Origin of the sequence: Pseudomonas alkylphenolica, assembly GCF_004025535.1 — a bacterium.
Classification (GTDB): domain Bacteria; phylum Pseudomonadota; class Gammaproteobacteria; order Pseudomonadales; family Pseudomonadaceae; genus Aquipseudomonas; species Aquipseudomonas alkylphenolica_A.
On sequence record NZ_QJRG01000038.1, the window covers coordinates 145,112 to 166,954 of the forward strand.

Annotated in this window: 23 protein-coding genes; 14 read left to right on the plus strand and 9 right to left on the minus strand. The window is 61.9% G+C overall.

Annotated features, from left to right (window positions below):
- Nucleotides 1–181: 181 nt before the first annotated feature.
- Nucleotides 182–874, plus strand: coding sequence for a DNA-3-methyladenine glycosylase (locus tag DM813_RS09135; protein WP_128323095.1), 693 nt, complete (start codon nucleotides 182–184; stop codon nucleotides 872–874).
- Between the two features lie 4 nt (nucleotides 875–878).
- A complete protein-coding gene (locus tag DM813_RS09140) occupies nucleotides 879–2,195 on the plus strand; it encodes a bifunctional DedA family/phosphatase PAP2 family protein (protein WP_128323096.1) in 1,317 nt (438 codons plus the stop codon).
- Between the two features lie 4 nt (nucleotides 2,196–2,199).
- On the opposite strand, the gene DM813_RS09145 is transcribed toward DM813_RS09140, so the two are convergent.
- From DM813_RS09145 to DM813_RS09155, 3 genes are read right to left on the minus strand one after another with little or no spacing between them, the layout of a single operon-like run.
- Complete coding sequence (locus tag DM813_RS09145) at nucleotides 2,200–2,790, minus strand: LON peptidase substrate-binding domain-containing protein (RefSeq protein ID WP_128323097.1); 591 nt, start codon at nucleotides 2,788–2,790, stop codon at nucleotides 2,200–2,202.
- Nucleotides 2,791–2,799: 9 nt separating this feature from the next.
- On the minus strand, nucleotides 2,800–3,510 hold the full coding sequence (locus tag DM813_RS09150) for an LrgB family protein (protein WP_197878300.1): 711 nt from the start codon (nucleotides 3,508–3,510) through the stop codon (nucleotides 2,800–2,802).
- A gap of 2 nt (nucleotides 3,511–3,512) precedes the next feature.
- Nucleotides 3,513–3,875: a CidA/LrgA family protein gene (locus tag DM813_RS09155; protein WP_128323099.1), complete on the minus strand. Its 363-nt coding sequence runs from the start codon at nucleotides 3,873–3,875 to the stop codon at nucleotides 3,513–3,515.
- A gap of 168 nt (nucleotides 3,876–4,043) precedes the next feature.
- On the opposite strand from DM813_RS09155, the gene DM813_RS09160 reads away from it, so the two are divergent.
- The 3 genes from DM813_RS09160 (at nucleotide 4,044) to DM813_RS09170 (ending at nucleotide 6,986) form a co-directional block, all read left to right on the plus strand.
- The gene (locus DM813_RS09160) at nucleotides 4,044–4,499 is read left to right on the plus strand and encodes a MaoC family dehydratase (protein ID WP_128323100.1); all 456 of its coding nucleotides are present in this window, start codon (nucleotides 4,044–4,046) and stop codon (nucleotides 4,497–4,499) included.
- Nucleotides 4,500–4,587: 88 nt separating this feature from the next.
- Complete coding sequence (locus DM813_RS09165; protein ID WP_128323101.1) at nucleotides 4,588–6,318, plus strand: C13 family peptidase; 1,731 nt, start codon at nucleotides 4,588–4,590, stop codon at nucleotides 6,316–6,318.
- Between the two features lie 26 nt (nucleotides 6,319–6,344).
- Entirely contained in the window at nucleotides 6,345–6,986 is a 642-nt protein-coding gene (locus DM813_RS09170) for an oxidoreductase (protein ID WP_128323102.1), read from the plus strand.
- A 99-nt stretch (nucleotides 6,987–7,085) separates the two neighbouring features.
- On the opposite strand, the gene DM813_RS09175 is transcribed toward DM813_RS09170, so the two are convergent.
- The 4 genes from DM813_RS09175 to DM813_RS09190 form a co-directional block, all read right to left on the minus strand.
- Entirely contained in the window at nucleotides 7,086–7,373 is a 288-nt protein-coding gene (locus DM813_RS09175) for a YceK/YidQ family lipoprotein (RefSeq protein ID WP_128323103.1), read from the minus strand.
- Nucleotides 7,370–7,999, minus strand: a complete 630-nt coding sequence (gene ubiX, locus DM813_RS09180) for a flavin prenyltransferase UbiX (protein ID WP_128323104.1) — start codon at nucleotides 7,997–7,999, stop codon at nucleotides 7,370–7,372. Before ubiX ends, DM813_RS09175 begins: the two co-directional genes overlap by 4 nt.
- Nucleotides 7,996–9,345 (minus strand): UDP-N-acetylmuramate:L-alanyl-gamma-D-glutamyl-meso-diaminopimelate ligase, encoded by a 1,350-nt coding sequence (mpl, locus tag DM813_RS09185; RefSeq protein ID WP_128323105.1) that lies wholly within the window; start codon nucleotides 9,343–9,345, stop codon nucleotides 7,996–7,998. Before mpl ends, ubiX begins: the two co-directional genes overlap by 4 nt.
- 66 nt (nucleotides 9,346–9,411) lie before the next feature.
- Nucleotides 9,412–11,337 (minus strand): sigma-54-dependent Fis family transcriptional regulator, encoded by a 1,926-nt coding sequence (locus DM813_RS09190; protein WP_128323106.1) that lies wholly within the window; start codon nucleotides 11,335–11,337, stop codon nucleotides 9,412–9,414.
- 266 nt (nucleotides 11,338–11,603) lie between these two features.
- Here DM813_RS09190 and exaC point away from each other — a divergent pair, with 266 nt between their 5' ends.
- The 8 genes from exaC (at nucleotide 11,604) to ppa (ending at nucleotide 19,862) form a co-directional block, all read left to right on the plus strand.
- Nucleotides 11,604–13,124 (plus strand): acetaldehyde dehydrogenase ExaC, encoded by a 1,521-nt coding sequence (gene exaC / locus DM813_RS09195; protein ID WP_128323107.1) that lies wholly within the window; start codon nucleotides 11,604–11,606, stop codon nucleotides 13,122–13,124.
- 108 nt (nucleotides 13,125–13,232) lie between these two features.
- The gene (gene eat, locus DM813_RS09200; protein WP_128323108.1) at nucleotides 13,233–14,681 is read left to right on the plus strand and encodes an ethanolamine permease; all 1,449 of its coding nucleotides are present in this window, start codon (nucleotides 13,233–13,235) and stop codon (nucleotides 14,679–14,681) included.
- A gap of 51 nt (nucleotides 14,682–14,732) precedes the next feature.
- The gene (locus tag DM813_RS09205; protein WP_128323109.1) at nucleotides 14,733–16,127 is read left to right on the plus strand and encodes an ethanolamine ammonia-lyase subunit EutB; all 1,395 of its coding nucleotides are present in this window, start codon (nucleotides 14,733–14,735) and stop codon (nucleotides 16,125–16,127) included.
- Between the two features lie 11 nt (nucleotides 16,128–16,138).
- Nucleotides 16,139–16,963 carry an ethanolamine ammonia-lyase subunit EutC gene (eutC, locus tag DM813_RS09210; RefSeq protein ID WP_128323110.1) on the plus strand — a complete coding sequence of 275 codons (825 nt, stop codon included), beginning with the start codon at nucleotides 16,139–16,141 and terminating at the stop codon, nucleotides 16,961–16,963.
- 103 nt (nucleotides 16,964–17,066) lie between these two features.
- Nucleotides 17,067–17,525, plus strand: coding sequence for a GNAT family N-acetyltransferase (locus DM813_RS09215; RefSeq protein WP_128323111.1), 459 nt, complete (start codon nucleotides 17,067–17,069; stop codon nucleotides 17,523–17,525).
- A gap of 242 nt (nucleotides 17,526–17,767) precedes the next feature.
- The gene (locus tag DM813_RS09220; protein WP_128323112.1) at nucleotides 17,768–18,418 is read left to right on the plus strand and encodes a DedA family protein; all 651 of its coding nucleotides are present in this window, start codon (nucleotides 17,768–17,770) and stop codon (nucleotides 18,416–18,418) included.
- A gap of 9 nt (nucleotides 18,419–18,427) precedes the next feature.
- The gene (locus DM813_RS09225; RefSeq protein ID WP_128323113.1) at nucleotides 18,428–19,243 is read left to right on the plus strand and encodes a zinc-dependent peptidase; all 816 of its coding nucleotides are present in this window, start codon (nucleotides 18,428–18,430) and stop codon (nucleotides 19,241–19,243) included.
- Between the two features lie 91 nt (nucleotides 19,244–19,334).
- On the plus strand, nucleotides 19,335–19,862 hold the full coding sequence (ppa, locus tag DM813_RS09230) for an inorganic diphosphatase (protein ID WP_007933577.1): 528 nt from the start codon (nucleotides 19,335–19,337) through the stop codon (nucleotides 19,860–19,862).
- A 54-nt stretch (nucleotides 19,863–19,916) separates the two neighbouring features.
- Here ppa and DM813_RS09235 read toward each other — a convergent pair whose 3' ends face one another.
- Entirely contained in the window at nucleotides 19,917–20,186 is a 270-nt protein-coding gene (locus DM813_RS09235) for a DUF3077 domain-containing protein (protein ID WP_128323114.1), read from the minus strand.
- On the minus strand, nucleotides 20,183–20,458 hold the full coding sequence (locus tag DM813_RS09240; protein WP_128323115.1) for a hypothetical protein: 276 nt from the start codon (nucleotides 20,456–20,458) through the stop codon (nucleotides 20,183–20,185). Before DM813_RS09240 ends, DM813_RS09235 begins: the two co-directional genes overlap by 4 nt.
- A gap of 465 nt (nucleotides 20,459–20,923) precedes the next feature.
- On the opposite strand from DM813_RS09240, the gene DM813_RS09245 reads away from it, so the two are divergent.
- A complete protein-coding gene (locus tag DM813_RS09245; RefSeq protein ID WP_128323116.1) occupies nucleotides 20,924–21,634 on the plus strand; it encodes a LexA family transcriptional regulator in 711 nt (236 codons plus the stop codon).
- The last annotated feature ends 209 nt before the right edge of the window (nucleotides 21,635–21,843 follow it).

The window sequence follows — 21,843 nt, forward strand, 5'->3', positions numbered from 1 at the left end:
TCTTGGCGAAGGGGAAATCGGCTGATTATAACTGGCACACCGTCCCACGCCCAGCGGTCACAGGCGGATGGTCAAAAACAGTCATAAATTGGGCTGCCTGACGCCGCCAACACAGCCGTTCAGCCTCGATTCAGACAGAAATTGCTATCATCGCCGGCCTTACCAACGCGAATTCGCCCGCATGCCCGACTCAGCCCCCTGCCCGTTCCAGGCCCTGCCCGACAGCTTCTTCGACCGCGATGCGCAGGAACTGGCCAAGGCCCTGCTGGGCAAGATCATCCGCCACCGCCACGGCGCCTGCTGGCTGTCGGCGCGGATCATCGAGACCGAAGCCTATTACCTGAGTGACAAAGGCAGTCACGCGTCGCTGGGCTATACGGAAAAACGCAAGGCGCTATTCCTCGATGGCGGCCACATCTATATGTACTACGCCCGTGGGGGCGACTCCTTGAACTTCAGCGCCCATGGCCCGGGCAATGCCGTGCTGATCAAATCCGCCTACCCCTTCATGGACGCCATCTCCGATGCCAACAGCCTGGCGCAGATGCAGCTCAACAACCCCGACGCCAGCGGCCAACCGCGCGCCATCGAGCGCCTGTGCAACGGGCAGACGCTACTCTGCAAGGCACTGGGCCTGAAAGTGCCGCACTGGGATGGCAAACGCTTCGATGCCGAGCAACTGTTCGTCGAGGATTGCGGTATCAAAGTGAAACACATTATCCAGACCACCCGGCTAGGCATTCCCTCCGGCCGCGATGAAGATCTGCCGTTTCGTTTCGTCGACGCCGACTTTGCCCGTCATTGCACACGGAACCCGCTGCGCCGGGGTCAAGTCGAAGGCCTGGACTACTTTTTACTGACACAAGGAAACTGACACGATGGGCCAATGGCTCGATAGCCTGACCGGCTGGCTTGGCGCCAACCCGCAATGGCTTGGCTTGGCGATTTTTCTGGTGGCCTGCGTGGAGTGCCTGGCCATCGCCGGGATCATCGTGCCCGGCACCGTGCTGCTGTTCGGCGTTGCCGTGCTGGCCGGCAGCGGCGCGCTATCGCTGGGTGAAACCCTGTTGCTGGGCTTTCTCGGCGGCATACTCGGCGACGCGATTTCCTACACGCTGGGGCGCAAGTTTCATCAGAACATTCGTCGACTGCCCCTGCTGCGTCACCACCCCGAGTGGATCGGCGGCGCCGAAACCTACTTCCAGCGCTACGGCATCGCCAGCCTGCTGGTGGGTCGCTTCATCGGCCCGCTGCGCCCCATGCTGCCCATGGTCGCGGGAATGTTCGACATGCCGCTGCCGCGCTTCATTATGGTCAGCCTGCTGGCCGGCGCCGGCTGGTCGGTGGCTTACCTGCTGCCCGGCTGGGCCACCGGTGCGGCCATGCGCCTGCCGTTGCCCGAAGGCTTCTGGCTCGACGCCGGGATCATTACCGCCAGCCTCGCGGCGCTGATCGGCATCAGCATCAACTGCAGTTTGCGCAGCCTGCGCCGCGGGACGCGGGTGATTGCCGGGCTAAGCCTTCTGGCGTTGACCGGGCTGTTTGTTGGCTGGCCTTACCTGCATGAATTCGACCAGGGTCTGATGACCTTGATCCAGGAGCATCGCAGCAGTGTTATCGACGGCAGTGTGGTACTGATCACGCGCATGGGCGATTTTCGTACCCAGTTCCTGCTTGGCGGCCTGCTGACCGGCCTGCTATTGCTGGCACGGCAATGGCGCCCGGCACTCTTCGCCGGCGCCACGCTCATTGGCACCGCTGTGGCCAATGGCAGCCTGAAATGGCTGTTCGCCCGCGCCCGCCCGGAAGTCCTGCACGACCCGCTGACCACCTACAGCATGCCCAGTGGTCACAGCTCCGCAGCCTTTGCATTCTTTCTGGTGCTGGCAGTACTGGCCGGACGCGGTCAGCCGGCGCGCATGCGCCTGACCTGGATCATGCTCGGTTGTTTGCCGGCGCTGGCGATTGCGCTGTCGCGGGTGTACCTGGGGGCTCACTGGCCGACTGACGTGCTTGCCGGCGCGATGCTGGCCTGCTGCATCTGTGCCACCAGCCTGACGCTGATCCAGCACCGCGAGCCGCTGACCACCCTGCCACAGAAGGTGTGGTGGTTGATCCTGCCAGCCTGCATCGCCTTGCTGGCGTTCTTCAGCCTGCACTCACTGCCCGACGCGCTACTGCGCTATCAGTACTGACGACTCAGGCGAACAATTCGCCCTGCAAGCGATCAAGCAACGCCTGGATGGCATCCAGGCGTTGCACGGGTGAGTCGATGGCCAGCAGGTCGAGCTTGTCTTCTTCGATAAAGGGCAGCAGGTAGGCCAGCTGATTGGCCAGGGACTGCTGGCCGCCCACCTCGGTCGGCATGCCCAACGCGGCCACCATCGGATGCTCGCCCAGCGCCTTGAGCAAGGCCAGCAGGTCGTCATCCTGGTCACGCAGCGGCGTGTCGGGCATTTCCTGCAGCCACTGCACCTGCGCCAGCAACAGCTGGTCTTTTTGCACCTCGGCCTGATCCACCCGGAATCGCCGCGTGCCTTCCACGCGAATGCCCAGCAGACCGTTGTCCTGTTGCTGGAAGTCGCGAATCACCGCCTCGCAGCCAATCGAGGCATAGCCATCAGGTGCCTTGCCGACCTGCTCGCCCTCAAGAATGCAGACGACACCAAAGCCGCCGCCCTGCTTCATGCAGCGGCCGATCATGTCCAGGTAGCGCGCCTCGAAGATCTGCAAATCGAGGTAACAGCCCGGAAACAACACGGTATTGAGCGGAAACAGCGGTAACGTCATTGCAACTCCTCACACAACCAGGCTGACTGCCAACGGCAGGAATACCGCGGTGGCAACCCCCATCAGGCTCATCGCCAGGGCGGCAAACGCCCCGCACTCGTCACTTTCCTGCAGGGCCACCGAAGTGCCCACCGCATGCGCGGTTACACCCAGTGCCATACCTCGTGCTTCCGGGCTATGCACGCCACAAAGCGTCAACAACCCAGGGCCGAAGATGGCGCCGATCACACCGGTGATCAACACGAATACTGCCGCCAGAGCGGCCACCCCGCCGATCTGCTCCGCCACCAGCATGGCAATGGGCGACGTCACCGACTTCGGCGCCATGGTCATCAGGATCATGTGTTCGGCACCAAACCACCAGCCGAGCAACAGGCAGGCCCCCGTGGCGAACACCCCTCCGATTACCAGCGTAGTAAAGGTCGGCCAGAACAGCTGACGAATCCGCCGCAGATTGAGGTAAAGCGGTACCGCCAGCGCTACCGTGGCCGGCCCGAGGAGGATGCTCATGATCTCGGTACTTTTTCGGTATTCGCTGTAGGTCAAGCCACATGCGAGCAGTACGCCAATGACCACCAGCATCGACACAAGCACAGGCTGCAGGAAGATCCAGCGTGTTTTCTCGTAGGCCGCCAGCACCAACTGGTAAGCCCCCAGGGTGATGCCGATGCCGAACAACGGGTGGTGAACCACAGCGTCCAGTGCGCCGCTCCAATCCAGGCTCATGAGCGCTCCTCACGCTTGTGTTGGCGAGCGATGAGCTTGTGCATCAGCACCCCGACAAAGGCCATGGTGACCAGGGCCGAAATCAACAATGCCCCGACAATGGCCCAGAAGTCTGCGGCAATGTCGCTGGCATACACCATCACCCCGACGGCAGGCGGCACCAACAGCAACGGCAGATAGCGCAGCAGGCTATTGGCCGCCTCGCTCAGGGGGGCCCCGACCTCTCCGCGCATCATCAGAAACACCAGTAGCAGCAACAAGCCGATGATCGGCCCGGGCAGGATCGGCACAAACAGATGATTGATCGCCGTGCCAAGCAATTGAAACAACACCAGCCAGGTCAAACCACGCAACAGCATAAGACTCTCCTTGGGGCCTGACGGCCATTATAAGCATGCTAACGACCTGCCTATAACCTGATATTCGCCGAAAACATGGCGACTTGACCGCTTTTTAAAGGCGTGGTGATCTTAGACTTTCGTATATACCCAAGTCATAAGAAAACCAAAAACATCTGGAGAGTCACGATGCCCCTAGTACCTGTTGCAGAGCTGTCGCAGTACGTTGGTAAGGAACTGGGACGTTCCGAATGGCTGGCCATCGATCAGGCCCGTATCAACCTGTTTGCTGAAGCCACAGGCGACTTTCAGTTCATTCATGTGGACCCGGAGCAGGCGGCAAAAACGCCATTTGGCAGCACCATTGCGCATGGCTTTCTGACCCTGTCGCTGATCCCCAAACTCATGGAAGGCATCCTGGTACTGCCTGAAGGGCTGAAGATGGTCGTCAACTATGGCCTGGACAGCGTGCGCTTCATCCAGCCGGTAAAAGTCGACAGCAAGGTTCGCCTCAAGGTCGACCTGACCGAAGCCTTCGAGAAAAAGCCCGGCCAATGGCTACTCAAGTTCACCGCCACCCTGGAAATCGAAGGCCAGGATAAACCCGCCTACATTGCCGAGCCGCTGACGCTCTGCTTTGTCTGAGCCCGCCGCGCACTGAAACAGCCCCTGCGGCTGTTTCAGCCCCTGCGTTGTACGGCATACTCTGGGCCTCACCCGTCTGGACCCCGTCATGCGCCCACTCGTTCCGCTTGCCCTGACCTTGCTGCTCGCCGCCTGCGGCGACGGTGAACCACTGTCTCCACCTGACGCTCGCCTGCCCGACGGTGGCCGCTTCCGGGGCCAGGTGGTCGATGGACTGCTGCAAGGCGCAGGGCGCATCGACTATCCCAATGGCAGCTGGTACGCCGGCAACTTCCTCAACGGCCAATGGGACGGCCAGGGCGAATGGCATGGCAGCAATGGCGAGGTGTACCGTGGCCAGTTCCAGCAGGGCCTGTTCCACGGCCAGGGCACCCTGAAAACTCCGGGCAGCAGTTATTCGGGCGGCTTCAAACTGGGCCGTCGCGAGGGCGAAGGCACCCTGAAAGAAAACGGCTCGCTGTACCGCGGCCAGTTCAAGGACGACCAGTACAGCGGCGCCGGCCACCTGGAACTGGCCGACGGCAGTCAGTATCAAGGCCTGTTTGCCCGTGGCAAACCCAATGGCGAAGGCATCCGCAGCGATGCCAGCGGCAACCAGTTCAGCGGCCGCTTCGTCAATGGCCAGCTCGAAGGCAGCGGCACCTTCAACAGCGCCGAAGGCGACCAGTACATCGGCGCATTCCGGGACAATCACCTGGAAGGCCGTGGCCGCTACGAAAATGCCGATGGCGACGTGTGGATCGGCCAGTTCAAGGACGGAACACTCAACGGCAAGGGTGAATTGATCGGCAGCGACGGCAGCCATTACACCGGCAACTTTCGTGACTGGCGCTTCTTTGGCAAGGGCCGCCTGCAATTGAGCGATGGCAGCCTTTACGTCGGCGGGTTCGACAACGACACCTACCAGGGCCATGGCCGCTTGAGCCTGACCGATGGCAGCAGCCAGAGTGGTTACTGGGTCAATGGCCAATTGGTGCGCGATGATCAGGGTCGCCTGCTGCCGGACCCGCTCGAGCTGGCCTTGCTCAACCAGGGGCACTTGCTGGAACAGGCGCTTGCCAAGGTTCCGGCGTCAACTCCGCAGATCGAACTGTACAGCCTGACCCTTGCCGGCGATGGCAATCAAAGCGTGTTCCTGCGCGAAGCCGATTATGTAAGCGGCCTGCTCAAGGGCCGCTTTGGTGCGGTAGGCCAGATCAACCTGGTCAACCACCGCGACCACCTCGACGACCGCGTAATGGCCACACGCGAAAACCTTAGCCAGGCGGCACGCACCCTGGCCGAACGCAGCGGGCCCGAAGACCTGGTGTTCATCTACCTGACCAGCCACGGCAGCCATGAGCACGAGCTGGTGCTGGATGTGCCGCGACTGCAACTGGCCGACCTGCCGGCCGACGCCTTGGCCAGCGCCCTGGCACCGCTCAAGGAGCGCGACAAGGTGATTGTCATCTCGGCCTGCTATTCCGGTGGCTACATCGACGCCCTGAAAGACAACAAGACCCTGATCATGACCGCATCGCGTGCCGACCGGGTCTCGTTCGGATGTTCTGAAGAGGCTGACTTCACCTATTTCGGCGACGCCTTGTTCGCCCAGGCACTGAACCAGACGGACGACTTGCGCCAAGCGTTTGACAGGGCCCGCGCCACCGTCGCCGAGCGTGAGGCGGCTGAAGGATTTGAAGCATCCGAACCGCAAATCTGGGCCCCGGGCGAAGTACTGGCACATTGGCAACGATTGCGCCAACAGCAGGCCCGTAAAGCCCTGCAGAGCAGTGCCGTGAACGAGACAGAGCATGCAAAAAGTGTTGGCAACCACTAAGCTGAGTGTAACAAGGGAGAGACATCATGTACTTGACGCCTCAGCACATCTTGCTTGCCGGAGCGACGGGCCTTACCGGTGAACACCTGCTTGACCGGTTGCTTAACGAGCCGACCGTCAGCCGGGTATTGGCCCCAACCCGCCGCCCCCTGGCCGAGCACCCGCACCTGGAAAACCCGGTCGGTGACCCGGCGATTTTCCTGCCGCAACTGGCCGGGCGCGTCGACATTGCATTCTGCTGCCTGGGTACCACCATCAAGCAGGCCGGCTCCGAGCCCGCCTTCCGCGCAGTTGACCTGGACATGGTCGTGGCGTTTGGCAAGCGCGCCCGGGAAATGGGGGCGCGCCATCTGCTGGTAGTCAGCGCGCTAGGCGCCGACCGCCGATCGCCGATTTTCTACAACCGGGTCAAGGGGGAAATGGAGTATGCGCTGAAGGCCCAAGACTGGCCGCAGCTAACCATTGCCCGCCCTTCGCTGTTGCTCGGCGAGCGTACCGAGCCACGGCTGGCCGAACGCGTGGCCGGGCCCTTCTCGAAACTGATCCCCGGCAAGTACCGCGGCATCGAAGCCTGCCAGCTGGCCCGGGCGTTGTGGCGCCTGGCGCTGGAAGAGCAGGACGGGATTCGCATTGTCGAATCCGATGAGCTTCGGCGTCTGGGGAAGTAATCCGCGGCGCCCCTTCGCGGGTGAACCCGCTCCCACAGGTTCGGTGCAACTCTGGAGAACTGCACTGACTCTGTAGGAGCGGATTTATCCGCGAATAGGTTACAACCCGCCCGTTGCCTGAAACCCGATCCCCAGTGCCGTCAAGGCCGACAAGGGCAGCAACAGGGTGTCGAGCAGCAGGCTGCCCGGCAGATCCAGCCCGGGATAATGCGGCGCTTCGGCACCAAAGCGGTCCATGGCACAGCAACCACCCTGCAACGCATAAATATCCAGGCGCGTGCCGCTATACACCAGCGGCGCACCCGGCTTGGCCGCATCGAGGGTGCGTACCGTAGCGCAACCACCGAGCAGCACCGCGAGCAGCACTACGCCAGGCAGTCGCTTCATTCATCGGCGCCGAAATGATGCTCGCCCCAGCGCGGCAGCATGTCCTGGGGAATGTCCAGCAGGTTGAGAATCCGCGCCACAACGAAATCGATCAGGTCATCGATGGTCTGTGGCTGATGGTAGAACCCCGGTGCCGCCGGCAGGATCACCGCGCCCATGTTCGACAGCTTGAGCATGTTCTCAAGGTGAATGGTCGAAAACGGCGCCTCGCGCGGCACCAGAATCAACTGACGGCGCTCCTTGAGGGTGACATCCGCAGCGCGCTCGATCAGGTTGTTGCAGGCCCCGGTGGCAATCGCCGACAGGGTCCCGGTGGAGCATGGCACCACCACCATCGCCGCTGGCGCACCGGAACCTGATGCCACCGGCGACATCCAGTCTTCCTTGCCGTACACACGGATCTGCCCCGCGGCAGCACCGGTGTATTCGGTCAGAAAGGCCTGGATTGCCTGAGGCTTGGCCGGTAGCAGCACATCGGTCTCGGTCGACATCACCAGTTGCGCCGCCTTGGAGATCAGGAAATGCACCTCGCGGTCTTCGCGCACCAGGCAATCGAGCAGGCGCAGCCCGTACTGCGCCCCCGATGCCCCGGTCATGGCCAGGGTGATGCGTTCCGGCCCGCTCATTTCAGTGCCTCGGCCAACTTGCCATGCAATCCGCCAAAGCCGCCGTTGCTCATGATCACCACCTGGGTGCCCGGCTTGGCCTGGCTTTTTACCCGCTCGATAATGGCTTCCAGGCTGTCGGCGACAACCGAAGGTACCTTGCACTCAGCGGCGGTGGCGGCCAGGTCCCAACCAAGGTTCGGCGGCGCATACCAGATGACCTGGTCGGCATCGTTGACGCTTTCCGGCAAGCCATCACGGTGAGCACCGAGCTTCATCGAATTGGAGCGCGGTTCGATCACCGCGATCAGCGGTGCATCGCCAATGCGTTTGCGCAGGCCGTCGAGGGTGGTGGCAATGGCTGTCGGGTGATGGGCGAAGTCGTCGTAGATCGTCACGCCCTGCACTTCAGCGACTTTCTCCATGCGCCGCTTCACACTTTTGAACGCGCTCAGTGCAGCAATACCCAGCGCCGGCACCACACCGACATGGCGAGCGGCGGCCAGGGTCGCCAAGGCATTGGCGACGTTGTGCTGACCGGTCAGCTCCCATTCGACCACGCCCTGGGTTTCGCCCTCGAAGCTGACTTCAAAGCGCGAACCGTCGGCACTGAGCAGTTTGACCTGCCACTGCCCGCCTTCGCCGGTGGTTTGCACCGGGGTCCAGCAACCCATCTTGATCACCCGCTCAAGCGCAGGTTCGGTGGTGGGATGAATCACCAGGCCTTCGCTCGGGATGGTCCGCACCAAGTGGTGGAACTGGCGCTCGATGGCCGCCAGGTCCGGGAAGATATCCGCGTGGTCGAACTCAAGGTTATTGAGGATCGCGGTACGCGGGCGGTAGTGAACGAACTTCGAGCGCTTGTCGAAAAACGCGCTGTCGTATTCATCGGCCTCGACCACGAAGAACGGCGTGCCGCCCAGGCGAGCCGACACCGAGAAGTTCTGTGGAACGCCACCGATCAAAAAGCCCGGGCTCATCCCGGCATGCTCCAGCACCCAGGCCAGCATGCTGCTGGTGGTGGTCTTGCCGTGGGTACCCGCTACCGCCAGAACCCAACGGCCCTGCAGCACGTGATCGGCCAGCCACTGCGGGCCGGAAACGTACGGCAAACCCTTGTTGAGGACATACTCCACCGCCGGGTTGCCGCGCGACAGCGCGTTGCCGATCACCACCAGGTCAGGCGCCGGGTCCAGTTGCGCGGCGTCATAGCCTTGCGTCAACTCGATGCCCTGGGCTTCAAGCTGGGTGCTCATGGGTGGATAGACATTGGCGTCGGAGCCTGTCACCCGATGCCCGAGTTCTTTGGCCAGCACTGCCAGTGAACCCATGAAAGTGCCGCAGATACCAAGAATATGAATGTGCATTATCGACCTCGCAAAACGTCGAGGCAGGGTAGCCCAGGGCGCAGGAATTCGCATCCTGAGTTTCACTCAAAGGCTGCGGGCAATCCCGTGCTTGCGAAGTTTTCGATACAAGGTATTACGGCTAACCCCCAACTGCGCGGCCACGTGGGTCATGTGCCAGCGTTGCTGCTCCAGTACGCTGAGCAAGGCATTGCGTTCGGCGCTATCGAGCAGCGGTGCGGGGTTATCCACAGCCTCGGCGTGCCGGCCCGGTTGTGGCGCCTGGCGCACCACCAGCGGCAGTTCGCTGAAGCTGATGCGCCCGTCTTCGCATAGCGCCACCAAGGTACGCAACACATTACGCAACTGGCGCACGTTCCCCGGCCAGGCGAACTCAAGCAGCGCACGCCGTGCCTCGGGCTCGAGGCTGACGCTTTGCTTGCCCGCCTCTTCGGCGAGGAGGAAATCGAGCAGTTGCGATTTGTCGCTGCGCTCGCGCAGGGCCGGTAGTTCGATCTCCAGGCCATTGAGCCGGTAATAAAGGTCTTCGCGAAAGCTGCCGTCTTCGACCCGTTCCAGCAGGTTACGGTGCGTGGCGCTGATAATGCGCACGTTGACGGCCTGCGGTTCGCCCCCGATGGGCACCACCATGCGGTCTTCCAGCACCCGTAGCAGGCGGGTCTGCAGGGCCAGCGGCATGTCGCCGATCTCATCCAGCAACAAGGTGCCGCCATCGGCCTGCTGCAGCTTGCCGCGCATGCCTTCCTTGCGCGCACCCGTAAAGCTGCCACCGCGATATCCGAACAGCTCGCTTTCGATCAGGCTTTCCGGGATGGAAGCGCAGTTCAAGGCAACAAAGGCCCGATCACGGCGCTGGCTGGCCTGATGCACGGCCTTGGCAAACGCCTCTTTGCCGCTGCCGGTTTCGCCATTTATCAATAGCGGAACATCGCGTTCGAACACGCGTACGGCGCGCCGGAATTCATTCTGCAGCAAAGGGTCGAGCAGGCAGAGGCGCCCGGCTTTCTCGGCCTGGGCGACGGGTGCCTGAATGGGTAGCGCAGGTTGTACCGGCGTGCGCACCTGCCCACGCAGGCTGGCGAACACCAGGCGGCCATCGCGGGTACGCAGTGGCCAGCTGGTGCTGGCCTGCGCTGTGGCACGGCTGAACAACTCGTCCAGGGCGCAATCGAAGAAGCTCTCCACCGGTTTGCCCAGCGCGCCCCCGCGAATGGTACCGAGCAGGTTCAAGGCGCTCTGGTTGACCGCACTGATTCGCCCGTCGCCGTCAAAGGCCAGCAAGCCTTCACTGAACAGGCCAACCGATTCGGCCTGCAGGTGAAAACGCAGCAGCCACTGGTTCTCGAAATAGCGCAGGAAATAACAGCTCTCGATCATCTTCGCCGAGAGGTTCACCAAGGCCATGGTATGGAACTGGCTCTGCCGGGAAACATCCGGGCGCACCGACGACACATCGAGTACCGCCAGCAGTTCGCCATGCGGATCGAACACCGGGCTTGCCGAGCAGGTCAGGCCGGTGTGGCGGCCACGGAAATGTTCGTCCTGATGGATGGTCAGCGCCTGGCGCTCGACCAGGCACGTGCCGATGCCGTTGGTGCCCTCGCGGGCCTCGCTCCAGTCGGCGCCCAGCCACAGCCCGGCACGTTCGAAACCACGGCGTTCGGTGGGCGCGGTGACGCAATTGAGGATCACCCCGCGGGCATCGGTCAGCAGCACCGCGTGACCGGCTCCGGAGAGCTGCTGGTGCAAGCTGTTCATCTCGTTGCCGGCGATCTGCAATACCTGCTGAAGACGCTCGCGGCTCTCCAGCACACGGCCGTGCTCAAGCACGGTGGGCGCCATGCTTTGCGCCGGGTCGAGGTGGTAATCCTCCAGGCAGCGCAACCATGAACGGGCAATCGACGGGTCGCTGCCCGGCCCATGCACCTGCGCTTTGCCCTGGGTCACCGTGAGCACTTGCCGGGCGTGCCGGCTGAGGTGGTTGTTCTGCACTTTTTATTGTTCTCCGCAGACGAGTGGACCCAGCATCCTCCACCCGCCCGCGCATTGCAATGCCGGCTTGACCGTCGAGTCACAGGCTGTGCCATTAACGGTACAAAGTGTCACCCGCCCTGTACCGACACTGCCACACACGCAGCCTCCAGCCTGTGGAAAAATCCCGCAACCCCTTGATTTACCTAGCCCCGGCAACACTGGCCCAAGCCTTGCTCTATGCTGTTAATAACCTCCCAACAAACACAAAAGCCAGGAGACACACCATGCGTTACGCACATCCCGGTACCGAAGGCGCCAAAGTTTCTTTCAAGAGCCGTTATGGGAACTACATCGGTGGCGAGTTCGTAGCTCCGGTCAAAGGGCAGTACTTCGAGAACACCTCGCCGGTTAACGGCCAGCTGATTGCCGAGTTCCCGCGTTCCACCGCCGAAGACGTGGAAAAAGCGCTGGACGCTGCCCATGCCGCCGCAGACGCCTGGGGCACGACCTCGGCGCAGGCGCGCTCGCTGGTCCTGCTGAAAATCGCCGACCGCATCGAGCAGAATCTCGAACTGCTGGCCATTACCGAAACCTGGGACAACGGCAAAGCCATCCGCGAAACCCTCAACGCCGACATCCCGCTGGCCGCTGACCACTTCCGCTACTTCGCTGGCTGCCTGCGCGCCCAGGAAGGCGGCGCAGCAGAAATCGACGGCAACACCGTCGCCTATCACCTCCATGAACCCCTCGGCGTGGTCGGCCAGATCATCCCGTGGAACTTCCCGATCCTGATGGCCGCCTGGAAGCTTGCGCCCGCCCTGGCCGCCGGCAACTGCGTGGTACTCAAGCCGGCCGAGCAAACCCCGCTGGGCATCAGCGTGCTGCTGGAAGTCATCGGCGACCTGCTGCCACCTGGCGTGCTTAACGTGGTGCAAGGCTATGGTCGCGAAGCCGGCGAAGCCCTGGCCACCAGCAAGCGCATCGCCAAAATTGCCTTCACCGGCTCCACCCCGGTGGGCTCGCACATCATGAAATGCGCGGCCGAGAACATCATTCCGTCTACCGTTGAGCTGGGCGGAAAATCGCCGAACATCTTCTTCGAAGACATCATGCAGGCCGAGCCTGCGTTCATCGAGAAAGCCGCCGAAGGCCTGGTACTGGCCTTCTTCAACCAGGGCGAAGTGTGCACCTGCCCGTCGCGCGCCCTGGTGCAGGAGTCCATCTACCCTTCCTTCATGGAAGCGGTGATGAAGAAAATCAAACAGATCAAACGCGGTGACCCGCTGGACACCGACACCATGGTCGGCGCCCAGGCGTCCGAGCAACAGTTCGACAAGATCCTCTCCTACCTGGAAATTGCCGAAAAAGAAGGCGCCGAACTGCTGACCGGCGGCAAGGTGGAAAAACTCGAGGGCAACCTGTCGACCGGGTACTACATCCAGCCGACCCTGCTCAAGGGCACCAACAAGATGCGCGTGTTCCAGGAAGAGATCTTTGGCCCGGTAGTGAGCATCACCACCTTCAAGGACGAAGCCGAAGCCCTGGCCATCGCCAACGACACCGAGTTCGGCCTCGGTGCCGGGGTCTGGACTCGCGATATCAACCGCGCCTACCGCATGGGCCGCGGCATCAAGGCGGGTCGTGTATGGACCAACTGCTACCACCTGTACCCGGCGCACGCCGCGTTCGGTGGCTACAAAAAGTCTGGCGTCGGCCGTGAAACCCACAAAATGATGCTCGACCACTACCAGCAGACCAAAAACCTGCTGATCAGTTACGACATCAATCCACTGGGCTTCTTCTAACCCCCATACCGGGCGGCCCCACACGGGGCCGCTCTGGCTCGCTTCCTGCAAGACCATCACCCGATAATCCGGCACCCGCCGGTGACGATAAAAAAACAGGTGAACCCTATGCCAAGCGATCACACCGGCAGCCTGCCGGCAGGCTCTTCTGTTGACTTTGAAAAGGTCGGCACCGATTACTTCCAACAACGTGAACTGAAAAAGGGCGCAGCCGGCTGGGTATTGCTGGTGGGCCTGGGCGTTGCCTATGTGATTTCCGGCGACTATGCCGGCTGGAACTTCGGCCTGGCCCAGGGCGGCTGGGGCGGCATGTTCCTGGCCACATTGCTGATGGCCACCATGTACCTGTGCATGTGTTTTTCCCTGGCCGAACTGTCATCGATGATCCCTACCGCAGGTGGCGGCTACGGTTTTGCCCGCAGCGCGTTCGGCCCCTGGGGCGGGTTCCTCACCGGTACCGCGATCCTCATTGAATACGCCATTGCCCCCGCCGCCATCGCCGTGTTCATTGGTGCCTACTGCGAGTCGCTGTTTGGTATCGGCGGCTGGATGATTTACCTGGCGTTCTACATTGTCTTCATCGGCATCCATATCTTCGGCGTCGGTGAAGCCCTGAAGCTGATGTTCATCATCACCGCTGTGGCCGCGATTGCCCTGGGCGTGTTCCTGGTGGCGATGGTGCCGCACTTCGACGTCAACAACCTGTTCGACATCGCCAAGACCGACGCCGTGGGCGCCAGCAGCTTCCTGCCGTTCGGCTACGTCGGCGTTTGGGCGGCGATTCCCTACGCCATTTGGTTCTTCCTCGCCGTAGAAGGCGTGCCGCTGGCCGCCGAAGAAACCAAAAACCCCAAGCGTGACCTGCCCCGCGGCCTGATCGGCGCCATGCTGGTACTGCTGGCGTTTGCCCTGTTGATCCTGGTGGTCGGCCCTGGTGGCGCCGGTGCCGAAGCCCTGAAAAGCTCGGGCAACCCGCTGGTCGAAGCGCTGTCCAAAGCCTATGGCGGCTCGACCTGGATGGGCAGCTTCGTCAACCTGGTGGGCCTGGCTGGCCTGATCGCCAGTTTCTTCTCGATCATCTACGCCTACTCGCGGCAGATCTTCGCCCTCTCGCGTGCCGGCTACCTGCCGCGCAAGCTCTCGGAAACCAACAAGAGCAAAGCCCCGGTACTGGCGCTGGTGATACCCGGCATCATCGGTTTTGCTCTGTCGCTGACCGGCCAGGGTGACCTGCTGATCCTCGTGGCGGTGTTCGGCGCTACGCTGTCTTATGTACTGATGATGGCCGCGCACATCACCTTGCGCATCAAACGCCCCAAAATGGAGCGCCCATACCGCACCCCGGGCGGCGTCTTCACTTCTGGCGTGGCGCTGGTGCTGGCCTGCATCGCTGTCGTCGCAGGCTTCCTGGTCGACCCTCGGGTAGTGATAGGTGCGGCAGTAATCTATGGCGTACTGATTGCCTACTTTGCGTTCTACAGCCGCCACCACCTGGTGGCGGGAACGCCGGAAGAAGAGTTTGCCGCGATCCAGAAGGCCGAAGAGGCCCTGCACTGATCAACGCCATCTACGCCGCAGGCCCGACCTGCGGCGTTCTGGAGATTCTGTATGGCAAGTTTTGTACACACGGTAGGCCAGCAAACCTACCGTTTCGACAGCCTCAAAGAGGTCATGGCCAAGGCCAGCCCGGCCCGCTCCGGCGACTTTCTCGCTGGCGTTGCAGCCAGCAATGATGGCGAGCGTGTAGCGGCGCAGATGGCCCTGGCGGACATCCCGCTCACGCATTTTCTCAGCGAAGCCCTGATTCCTTATGAAGAGGACGAAGTCACCCGCCTGATCATCGACACTCACGATGCCAGCGCCTTTGCCCCCGTCAGCCACCTGACCGTGGGCGGCTTTCGCGACTGGTTACTCAGCGACCAGGCCGATGAAACCAGCCTGCGCGCCCTGGCGCCGGGCCTGACCCCGGAAATGGCCGCCGCCGTCTCGAAAATCATGCGCGTACAGGACCTGGTGCTGGTGGCCCAGAAAATCCGCGTAGTCACCCGTTTTCGCGGCACCATGGGCCTGCGCGGGCGCCTGTCGACCCGCCTGCAGCCCAACCACCCCACCGACGAACCGGCGGGCATTGCCGCCAGCATTCTCGACGGCCTGCTGTACGGCAACGGCGACGCCATGATCGGCATCAACCCGGCCACCGACAGCATCTCGTCGATTTGCGCCCTGCTGGAAATGCTCGACGCCATCATCCAGCGCTATGAAATCCCCACCCAGGCCTGTGTACTGACCCACGTGACCACCTCGATCGAGGCGATCAACCGCGGCGTGCCGCTGGACCTGGTGTTTCAGTCGATTGCCGGCACCGAGGCGGCCAACGCCAGCTTCGGCGTCAACCTCAACGTGCTCAAGGAAGGTTACGAGGCCGGCCTGAGCCTCAACCGCGGCACCCTCGGCCAGAACCTGATGTACTTCGAGACCGGCCAGGGCAGCGCGCTGTCTGCCAACGCCCATCACGGTGTCGACCAACAAACCTGCGAAACCCGCGCCTACGCCGTGGCCCGGCACTTCAAACCGTTTCTGGTGAACACCGTGGTCGGCTTCATCGGCCCCGAGTACCTGTACAACGGCAAGCAGATCATTCGTGCCGGCCTTGAAGACCACTTTTGCGGCAAGCTGCTGGGCGTGCCCATGGGCTGCGACATCTGTTACACCAACCACGCCGAAGCCGACCAGGACGACATGGACACGCTGCTGACCCTGCTGGGCGTGGCCGGGATCAATTTCATCATGGGCATCCCGGGCTCCGACGACATCATGCTCAACTACCAGACCACCTCGTTCCACGATGCGCTCTACGCCCGCCAGACCCTGGGCCTGAAACCGGCGCCGGAATTCGAGGCCTGGCTGGCGCGCACCGGCATCTTCACCCAGGCCGATGGCCGCATACGCTTCGGCGACAACCTGCCGCCGGCGTTCCGCCAGGCCCTGGCACAACTGGGATAAGCGAGGCGACCATGGCCAACACCCCGCAACATGACAACAGCACCAACCCCTGGCTGGAACTGCGCCGCCTGACCCCGGCACGCATTGCCCTGGGCCGCACCGGCACCAGCCTGCCGACCAGTGCCCAGCTCGATTTCCAGTACGCCCATGCCCAGGCCCGCGATGCCGTGCACCTGGCGTTCGACCACCGAGGGCTGCAGGCTCAACTGAGCGAGCGCCAACGCGCCAGCCTGCTGCTGCACAGCGCCGCCCCTGACCGCGACAGCTACCTGCAACGCCCTGACCTGGGCCGACGCCTGCACCCGGAGTCGGCCCGGCAACTGCGTGAGCATGCCCAGGCCAACCCCGGCGGCGTCGACCTTGCCATAGTCGTCGCAGACGGCCTTTCGGCGCTGGCCGTACACCGCCATACCCTGCCGTTTCTGAGCCGTTTTGAAGAACAGTCGGCCGCCGATGGTTGGTCGACCTCACCGGTAATCCTGGTGGAGCAAGGCCGAGTAGCAGTAGCGGATGAAGTGGGCGAATTGCTCGGGGCAAAAATGACCGTGATCCTGATCGGTGAGCGCCCGGGCCTGAGCTCCCCCGACAGCCTTGGCCTGTACTTCACCTTTAACCCCAAGGTCGGCCTGACCGACGCTTACCGCAACTGCATTTCCAACGTGCGCCTGGAGGGGCTCAGCTACGGCATGGCCGCCCATCGCCTGTTGTATTTGATGCGCGAGGCCTGTCGTCGGCAGCTGTCCGGGGTCAACCTCAAGGATGAGGCGCAAGTGCATACGCTGGAGGCGGATCCCCATACTCCGAACAAGGGCAACTTCCTGTTGAGCAAACCCTGAGGCGCAATCGTTTGTAGATTGCGCTTTCTAATTCTCTTGAGGCAGCATCTGCCAAGGCGGCTGGCGATTTGCCGCACATTCCCATGGACCCTGAGGCCTGCTTATGCGGATCATCAAAGCCACCCTGGAACATCTGGACCTGCTTGCCCCGTTGTTTGTCAGGTATCGCGAATTTTATGGCCAGCTGCCATTTCCTGACTCTTCCCGCGCGTTTCTGGAGAAACGCCTCAAGCATGATGAGTCTGTCATTTACCTCGCCCTGGCGGACGATGACGACAACAAACTGATGGGCTTCTGCCAGCTCTACCCGAGCTTCTCGTCGTTGTCGCTCAAGCGTGTATGGATCCTCAATGACATTTTTGTCGCCGAAGACTCCCGCCGCATGCTGGTCGCCGATCACCTGATGCGCGAAGCCAAGAAAATGGCCAAGGAAACCAACGCCGTGCGCATGCGGGTTTCCACCAGCAGCAACAATGAAGTGGCGATGAAGACCTACGAGTCCATCGGTTTTCACGAAGACACCGAGTTCAAAAGCTACATCCTGCCGATCAATTCCGACTGATCTCGGCAATTCCTGTGGGAGCTGGCGCAGCCTGCAATGGGCCGCCCAGCGGCCCCAATAACCCGAACCCCGCCCCGGAAATCCGCCGCTACAAACTGCGCAGGCACTTTCTTATCGCCTCCGTATAATACGCCCCCTCATAATGTGTGAAACTTTACCCATCGCATGGGTAGCCGTTGATCGCGCCCGCATAGCCAGACATCGCACACCCCCGCGCGGGGCAAAGACAACAGGTGCTGTACATGGACTTCAACCCGCTGGATCTGATTCTGCATCTCGACACTTACCTGGACCTGCTGGTCAACAACTATGGCCCGTGGATCTACGCGATCCTGTTCCTGGTGATCTTCTGCGAGACCGGTCTGGTGGTCATGCCGTTCCTGCCGGGTGACTCCCTGCTGTTCATCGCCGGCGCCGTGGCTGCAGGCGGTGGCATGGACCCGGTGCTGCTTGGCGGCCTGCTGATGGCGGCGGCCATTCTTGGCGACAGTACCAACTACGTCATCGGCCGAACCGCGGGTGAAAAACTGTTCAGTAACCCCAACTCGAAAATCTTCCGCCGCGACTACCTGCAGCAAACCCACGACTTCTACGAGCGCCATGGCGGCAAAACCGTAACCCTGGCGCGCTTCCTGCCGATCCTGCGGACCTTTGCGCCCTTCGTCGCCGGCATCGCCAAGATGCACTACCCGCGTTTTCTCGGCTTCAGCGTTGCCGGCACCGTGCTGTGGGTAGGCGGCCTGGTCACCTTGGGCTACTTCTTCGGCAACGTGCCATTCATCAAGCAGAACCTGTCGATAATGATCGTGGCGATCATCCTGCTGTCGCTGCTGCCGATGATCATTGGCCTGGTGCGCGGCCGTCTGAGCCGTAAAACCGCCAAAGTCCACTAAGCCCTGGCCATGTGGTCACTCAGCGCCTGGCGCCGTCGCCGCACCCTGGCCCGCCACCCTGTCGACCCGCAGCGCTGGCAGCGGGTTCGCGCGCGTCTGCCGATGCTCGACGGCATAAGCGCCGAAGAAGACCGCTGGCTACGCGAAGCCTGCGTACTGTTTCTCGCCGACAAGCACCTGAGCCCGCTGCCCGGGCTTGAGCTGGACGGCGAACAGCGGCTGTTTCTGGCGGCCCAGGCACAACTGCCCTTGCTGCACCTGGGTGCGCTGAACTGGTACCAGGGGTTTCACGAGATCATCCTTTACCCCGACGACTTCCTCAGCCCCCAGCGCCATCGCGACGCCAGCGGCGTGGAACACGAATGGGACGGTGAACACAGCGGCGAAGCCTGGCTACAGGGCCCGGTAATTCTGGCCTGGCCGGGTGTGCTGGCGAGTGGCGGCTGGGAAGGTTACAACCTGGTCATCCACGAGCTGGCGCACAAGCTCGACATGCTCAACGGCGATGCCAATGGCTTGCCGCCACTGCACAACGACATGCGCGTCAACGACTGGGCGCAGGCCATGCAGGAGGCCTACGACGACCTCAACCGCCAGCTTGACCGCAACCCGGACGCCGAAACGGCCATCGACCCTTACGCGGCGGAAAACCCGGCAGAATTTTTTGCCGTCACCAGCGAATACTTCTTCAGCGCCCCCGACCTGCTCAACGAAGCCTACCCCGCGGTGTACCAGCAATTGCGCGGTTTTTACCGCCAGGACCCGCTCGCGCGCCTGCAGCAGTTGCAGCACAACCACCCCCGTTACCAGCAGCCACACGACTGACGCTGCCGGACATCAGGGCGGACGTGGCAAGCCCTGCGGAATGTGCCTATAATCGCGACCAATTTTTGGCCAAACATGGGGGCACTGCCCAATGAGCTACAGCAAGATTCCGGCTGGCAAAGACCTGCCGAACGACATCTACGTCGCCATCGAGATTCCAGCCAACCACGCCCCGATCAAGTACGAGATCGACAAAGACAGCGATTGCCTGTTCGTTGACCGTTTCATGGCCACCCCGATGTTCTACCCGGCCAACTACGGTTACATCCCGAACACCCTGGCTGACGACGGTGATCCGCTGGACGTGCTGGTTGTTACCCCGTACCCGGTTGCCCCAGGCTCGGTTATCCGTGCCCGTCCGGTCGGCATCCTGAACATGACCGACGACGGCGGCGGCGACGCCAAAGTCATCGCCGTACCGCACGACAAACTGTCGCAACTGTACGTCGACGTCAAAGAATACACCGACCTGCCAGCGCTGCTGATCCAGCAGATCGAGCACTTCTTCGCCAACTACAAGGATCTGGAGAAGGGCAAGTGGGTCAAGATCGAAGGCTGGGACGGCGCTGACGCTGCCCGTGCTGCGATCACCAAGTCGGTTGCTGCCTACAAAGGCTAAGCACCGCTTAACAAAAAGCCCCGCTAATGCGGGGCTTTTTGTTTTCTGTAGACGCTAGGGTTTGACGCGATTCATCCCCAGCCCCACATCATCAATGATCGCCTTGGCGAATTCGCTCAGGTAATAGGCGGCCCACATCATGTCGCCCTCTTCATCCACCAGCCCCGCCCGCAGCAGCGAGTGCACACACCCGAGCACCACTGAAGCCTGCTCCAGCGCGTAATCACAGGGTACCCCCGGCGCAATGCGAAAAAGGCCTGTGGGCAATTGCGGGCTACGGATGAAACCCACCACACCGGCCGTCTTGCCGGCCTCCAGGCTCATTGCCTGCCCTCCTGCAGCTTGCCCAGCGCATGCTCGACCAAGGCCCTGGCCATCTCGGCCGAATGCAGCACATTCACCAGCATGCCCTGCCCCGGCTCACTGCAATGGGCGCGACAGAATTCATTGGTGGTTTCGTGGATACCGCGCAGCAGTTCACTGGCGAATGCCAAAGAGTCAGGGGGGATCAGATCGCTGTGGATGGAGAAGTAAGGGGTGGAAATGAAGGGATTGGGCACTGGATGAAGCGGAGGATCGGGAACGATTTTTTTCATGACATAGCTCCTATTTCCATGTGGAGCTACCACCTAACCTTCTCACGGAATTAGGTGGCAGCCGTACGCGGAGTGAGAACCGAGGGAACATAGGAAACTCGGCCAGACCGAAGTCTGCCCGCGCACGGCCGCCATAAAGGCGTTGCAACTATATTCCTCCAGGGTTCTCACGCCCAAATCGCCAAACTACGGCGACCCGAGGAAATTAGCCCTGATGCAATTGCGCAACAACAACGAAAGGTCGACAGCGAACGTAGGATCGGTCCGAAACCCTTCGAACCAGAAAAAGCCGACCGATTGTGGGCAGAACACCCCCTTGGCGTCGAGACGGCAACAGCGATTATCTTCAAATGAATATTCCTACGGCGCCCTAGGCAATGCCCGAGGATTTCGCCAATTTCCCACTCAAAATATGAACTCCCTGTTTATAGCTGCCCCGGCAGATGGGCTCTAGACTCGGATCTCATGAATACGTCCGGTGATCGTCTTAAAACCCTGCTGCTCGAATGCAACCTGTCGCCTTCCGACTTTGCCCTGCAGCGCAAAGTTACGCCGCAGCACGTCAACAACTGGTTCAGGCGTGGTGTGCCCTTGGCGCGCCTCGATGAAATCGCCGACTTGCTGTGCGTGTGCAGTAAATGGCTGCGCACTGGTGAAGGCCCCAAACACCCCACCCCCATGCCGCGCCTGAACGCGGCACTGCGTGGCCCCGGCCCCGCGCCGGTAGAACCGAGCCTGCTCGCTGCCCACAGCGCAGACGACATTCAACTGCCCTTCTACGCCATGCAATCACGGCAACTCAGCCCCATCGTTAACCGTTACCTGCGCCTGCCGGCGCGTGCCCTCAGCGCCGTCGGCGTCGACCCTGGCAAGGCCCTGTGCCTGACCATGCCGTCGAACAACATGAGCCCCTTGCTACCGCGCGGCAGCCCGCTGGCCATCGACTGCAGCATGACCACGATTGTCGAGGGTGAACTGTACGCCGTGCTGCACAATGGCCGCGTGCGCATCCACAGCCTCAGCCAGCGGCGCAACGGCGCCTTGCGATTGCACAGCCACGACAGCGACGAGCACCCTACAGAGACTTACACCCCGGCCCAGCGTAAAGCGCAGAAGCTCAGTGTGCTGGGCTGGGTGTTCTGGTGGGGTCACTTGCGCAACAACCGCCCGTCTTGAGCGTTTGCCGCGCATTTTTTGCTGGGCAATGCGCCACATACCCAGTATGCTACGCCGCACATTTGCTCCAGGTTGCAACGCACACCTGAGAGCCTGGTGAGGCAACACACTGCTTGCCCACCCTGCCCCTTTCTGTCGGCCCTCGCGCCAGACAACGTTTTGAAGACGGTTGCGGCTTACCATAAATTAGCCAAAGCCGTCCCCTGGAA

What these genes read in the sequence shown, in the direction of transcription:
- DM813_RS09240 (WP_128323115.1), bottom strand. Translation starts at nt 20,458, where the DNA reads ATGAAAAAAATCGTTCCCGATCCTCCGCTTCATCCAGTGCCCAATCCC.
- DM813_RS09160 (WP_128323100.1), top strand. Translation starts at nt 4,044, where the DNA reads ATGCCCCTAGTACCTGTTGCAGAGCTGTCGCAGTACGTTGGTAAGGAA.
- DM813_RS09135 (WP_128323095.1), top strand. Translation starts at nt 182, where the DNA reads ATGCCCGACTCAGCCCCCTGCCCGTTCCAGGCCCTGCCCGACAGCTTC.
- DM813_RS09140 (WP_128323096.1), top strand. Translation starts at nt 879, where the DNA reads ATGGGCCAATGGCTCGATAGCCTGACCGGCTGGCTTGGCGCCAACCCG.
- DM813_RS09165 (WP_128323101.1), top strand. Translation starts at nt 4,588, where the DNA reads ATGCGCCCACTCGTTCCGCTTGCCCTGACCTTGCTGCTCGCCGCCTGC.
- DM813_RS09205 (WP_128323109.1), top strand. Translation starts at nt 14,733, where the DNA reads ATGGCAAGTTTTGTACACACGGTAGGCCAGCAAACCTACCGTTTCGAC.
- mpl (WP_128323105.1), bottom strand. Translation starts at nt 9,345, where the DNA reads ATGCACATTCATATTCTTGGTATCTGCGGCACTTTCATGGGTTCACTG.
- DM813_RS09225 (WP_128323113.1), top strand. Translation starts at nt 18,428, where the DNA reads ATGTGGTCACTCAGCGCCTGGCGCCGTCGCCGCACCCTGGCCCGCCAC.
- DM813_RS09155 (WP_128323099.1), bottom strand. Translation starts at nt 3,875, where the DNA reads ATGCTGTTGCGTGGTTTGACCTGGCTGGTGTTGTTTCAATTGCTTGGC.
- DM813_RS09235 (WP_128323114.1), bottom strand. Translation starts at nt 20,186, where the DNA reads ATGAGCCTGGAGGCCGGCAAGACGGCCGGTGTGGTGGGTTTCATCCGT.
- DM813_RS09145 (WP_128323097.1), bottom strand. Translation starts at nt 2,790, where the DNA reads ATGACGTTACCGCTGTTTCCGCTCAATACCGTGTTGTTTCCGGGCTGT.
- eutC (WP_128323110.1), top strand. Translation starts at nt 16,139, where the DNA reads ATGGCCAACACCCCGCAACATGACAACAGCACCAACCCCTGGCTGGAA.
- exaC (WP_128323107.1), top strand. Translation starts at nt 11,604, where the DNA reads ATGCGTTACGCACATCCCGGTACCGAAGGCGCCAAAGTTTCTTTCAAG.
- DM813_RS09245 (WP_128323116.1), top strand. Translation starts at nt 20,924, where the DNA reads ATGAATACGTCCGGTGATCGTCTTAAAACCCTGCTGCTCGAATGCAAC.
- DM813_RS09215 (WP_128323111.1), top strand. Translation starts at nt 17,067, where the DNA reads ATGCGGATCATCAAAGCCACCCTGGAACATCTGGACCTGCTTGCCCCG.
- ubiX (WP_128323104.1), bottom strand. Translation starts at nt 7,999, where the DNA reads ATGAGCGGGCCGGAACGCATCACCCTGGCCATGACCGGGGCATCGGGG.
- ppa (WP_007933577.1), top strand. Translation starts at nt 19,335, where the DNA reads ATGAGCTACAGCAAGATTCCGGCTGGCAAAGACCTGCCGAACGACATC.
- DM813_RS09170 (WP_128323102.1), top strand. Translation starts at nt 6,345, where the DNA reads ATGTACTTGACGCCTCAGCACATCTTGCTTGCCGGAGCGACGGGCCTT.
- eat (WP_128323108.1), top strand. Translation starts at nt 13,233, where the DNA reads ATGCCAAGCGATCACACCGGCAGCCTGCCGGCAGGCTCTTCTGTTGAC.
- DM813_RS09220 (WP_128323112.1), top strand. Translation starts at nt 17,768, where the DNA reads ATGGACTTCAACCCGCTGGATCTGATTCTGCATCTCGACACTTACCTG.
- DM813_RS09175 (WP_128323103.1), bottom strand. Translation starts at nt 7,373, where the DNA reads ATGAAGCGACTGCCTGGCGTAGTGCTGCTCGCGGTGCTGCTCGGTGGT.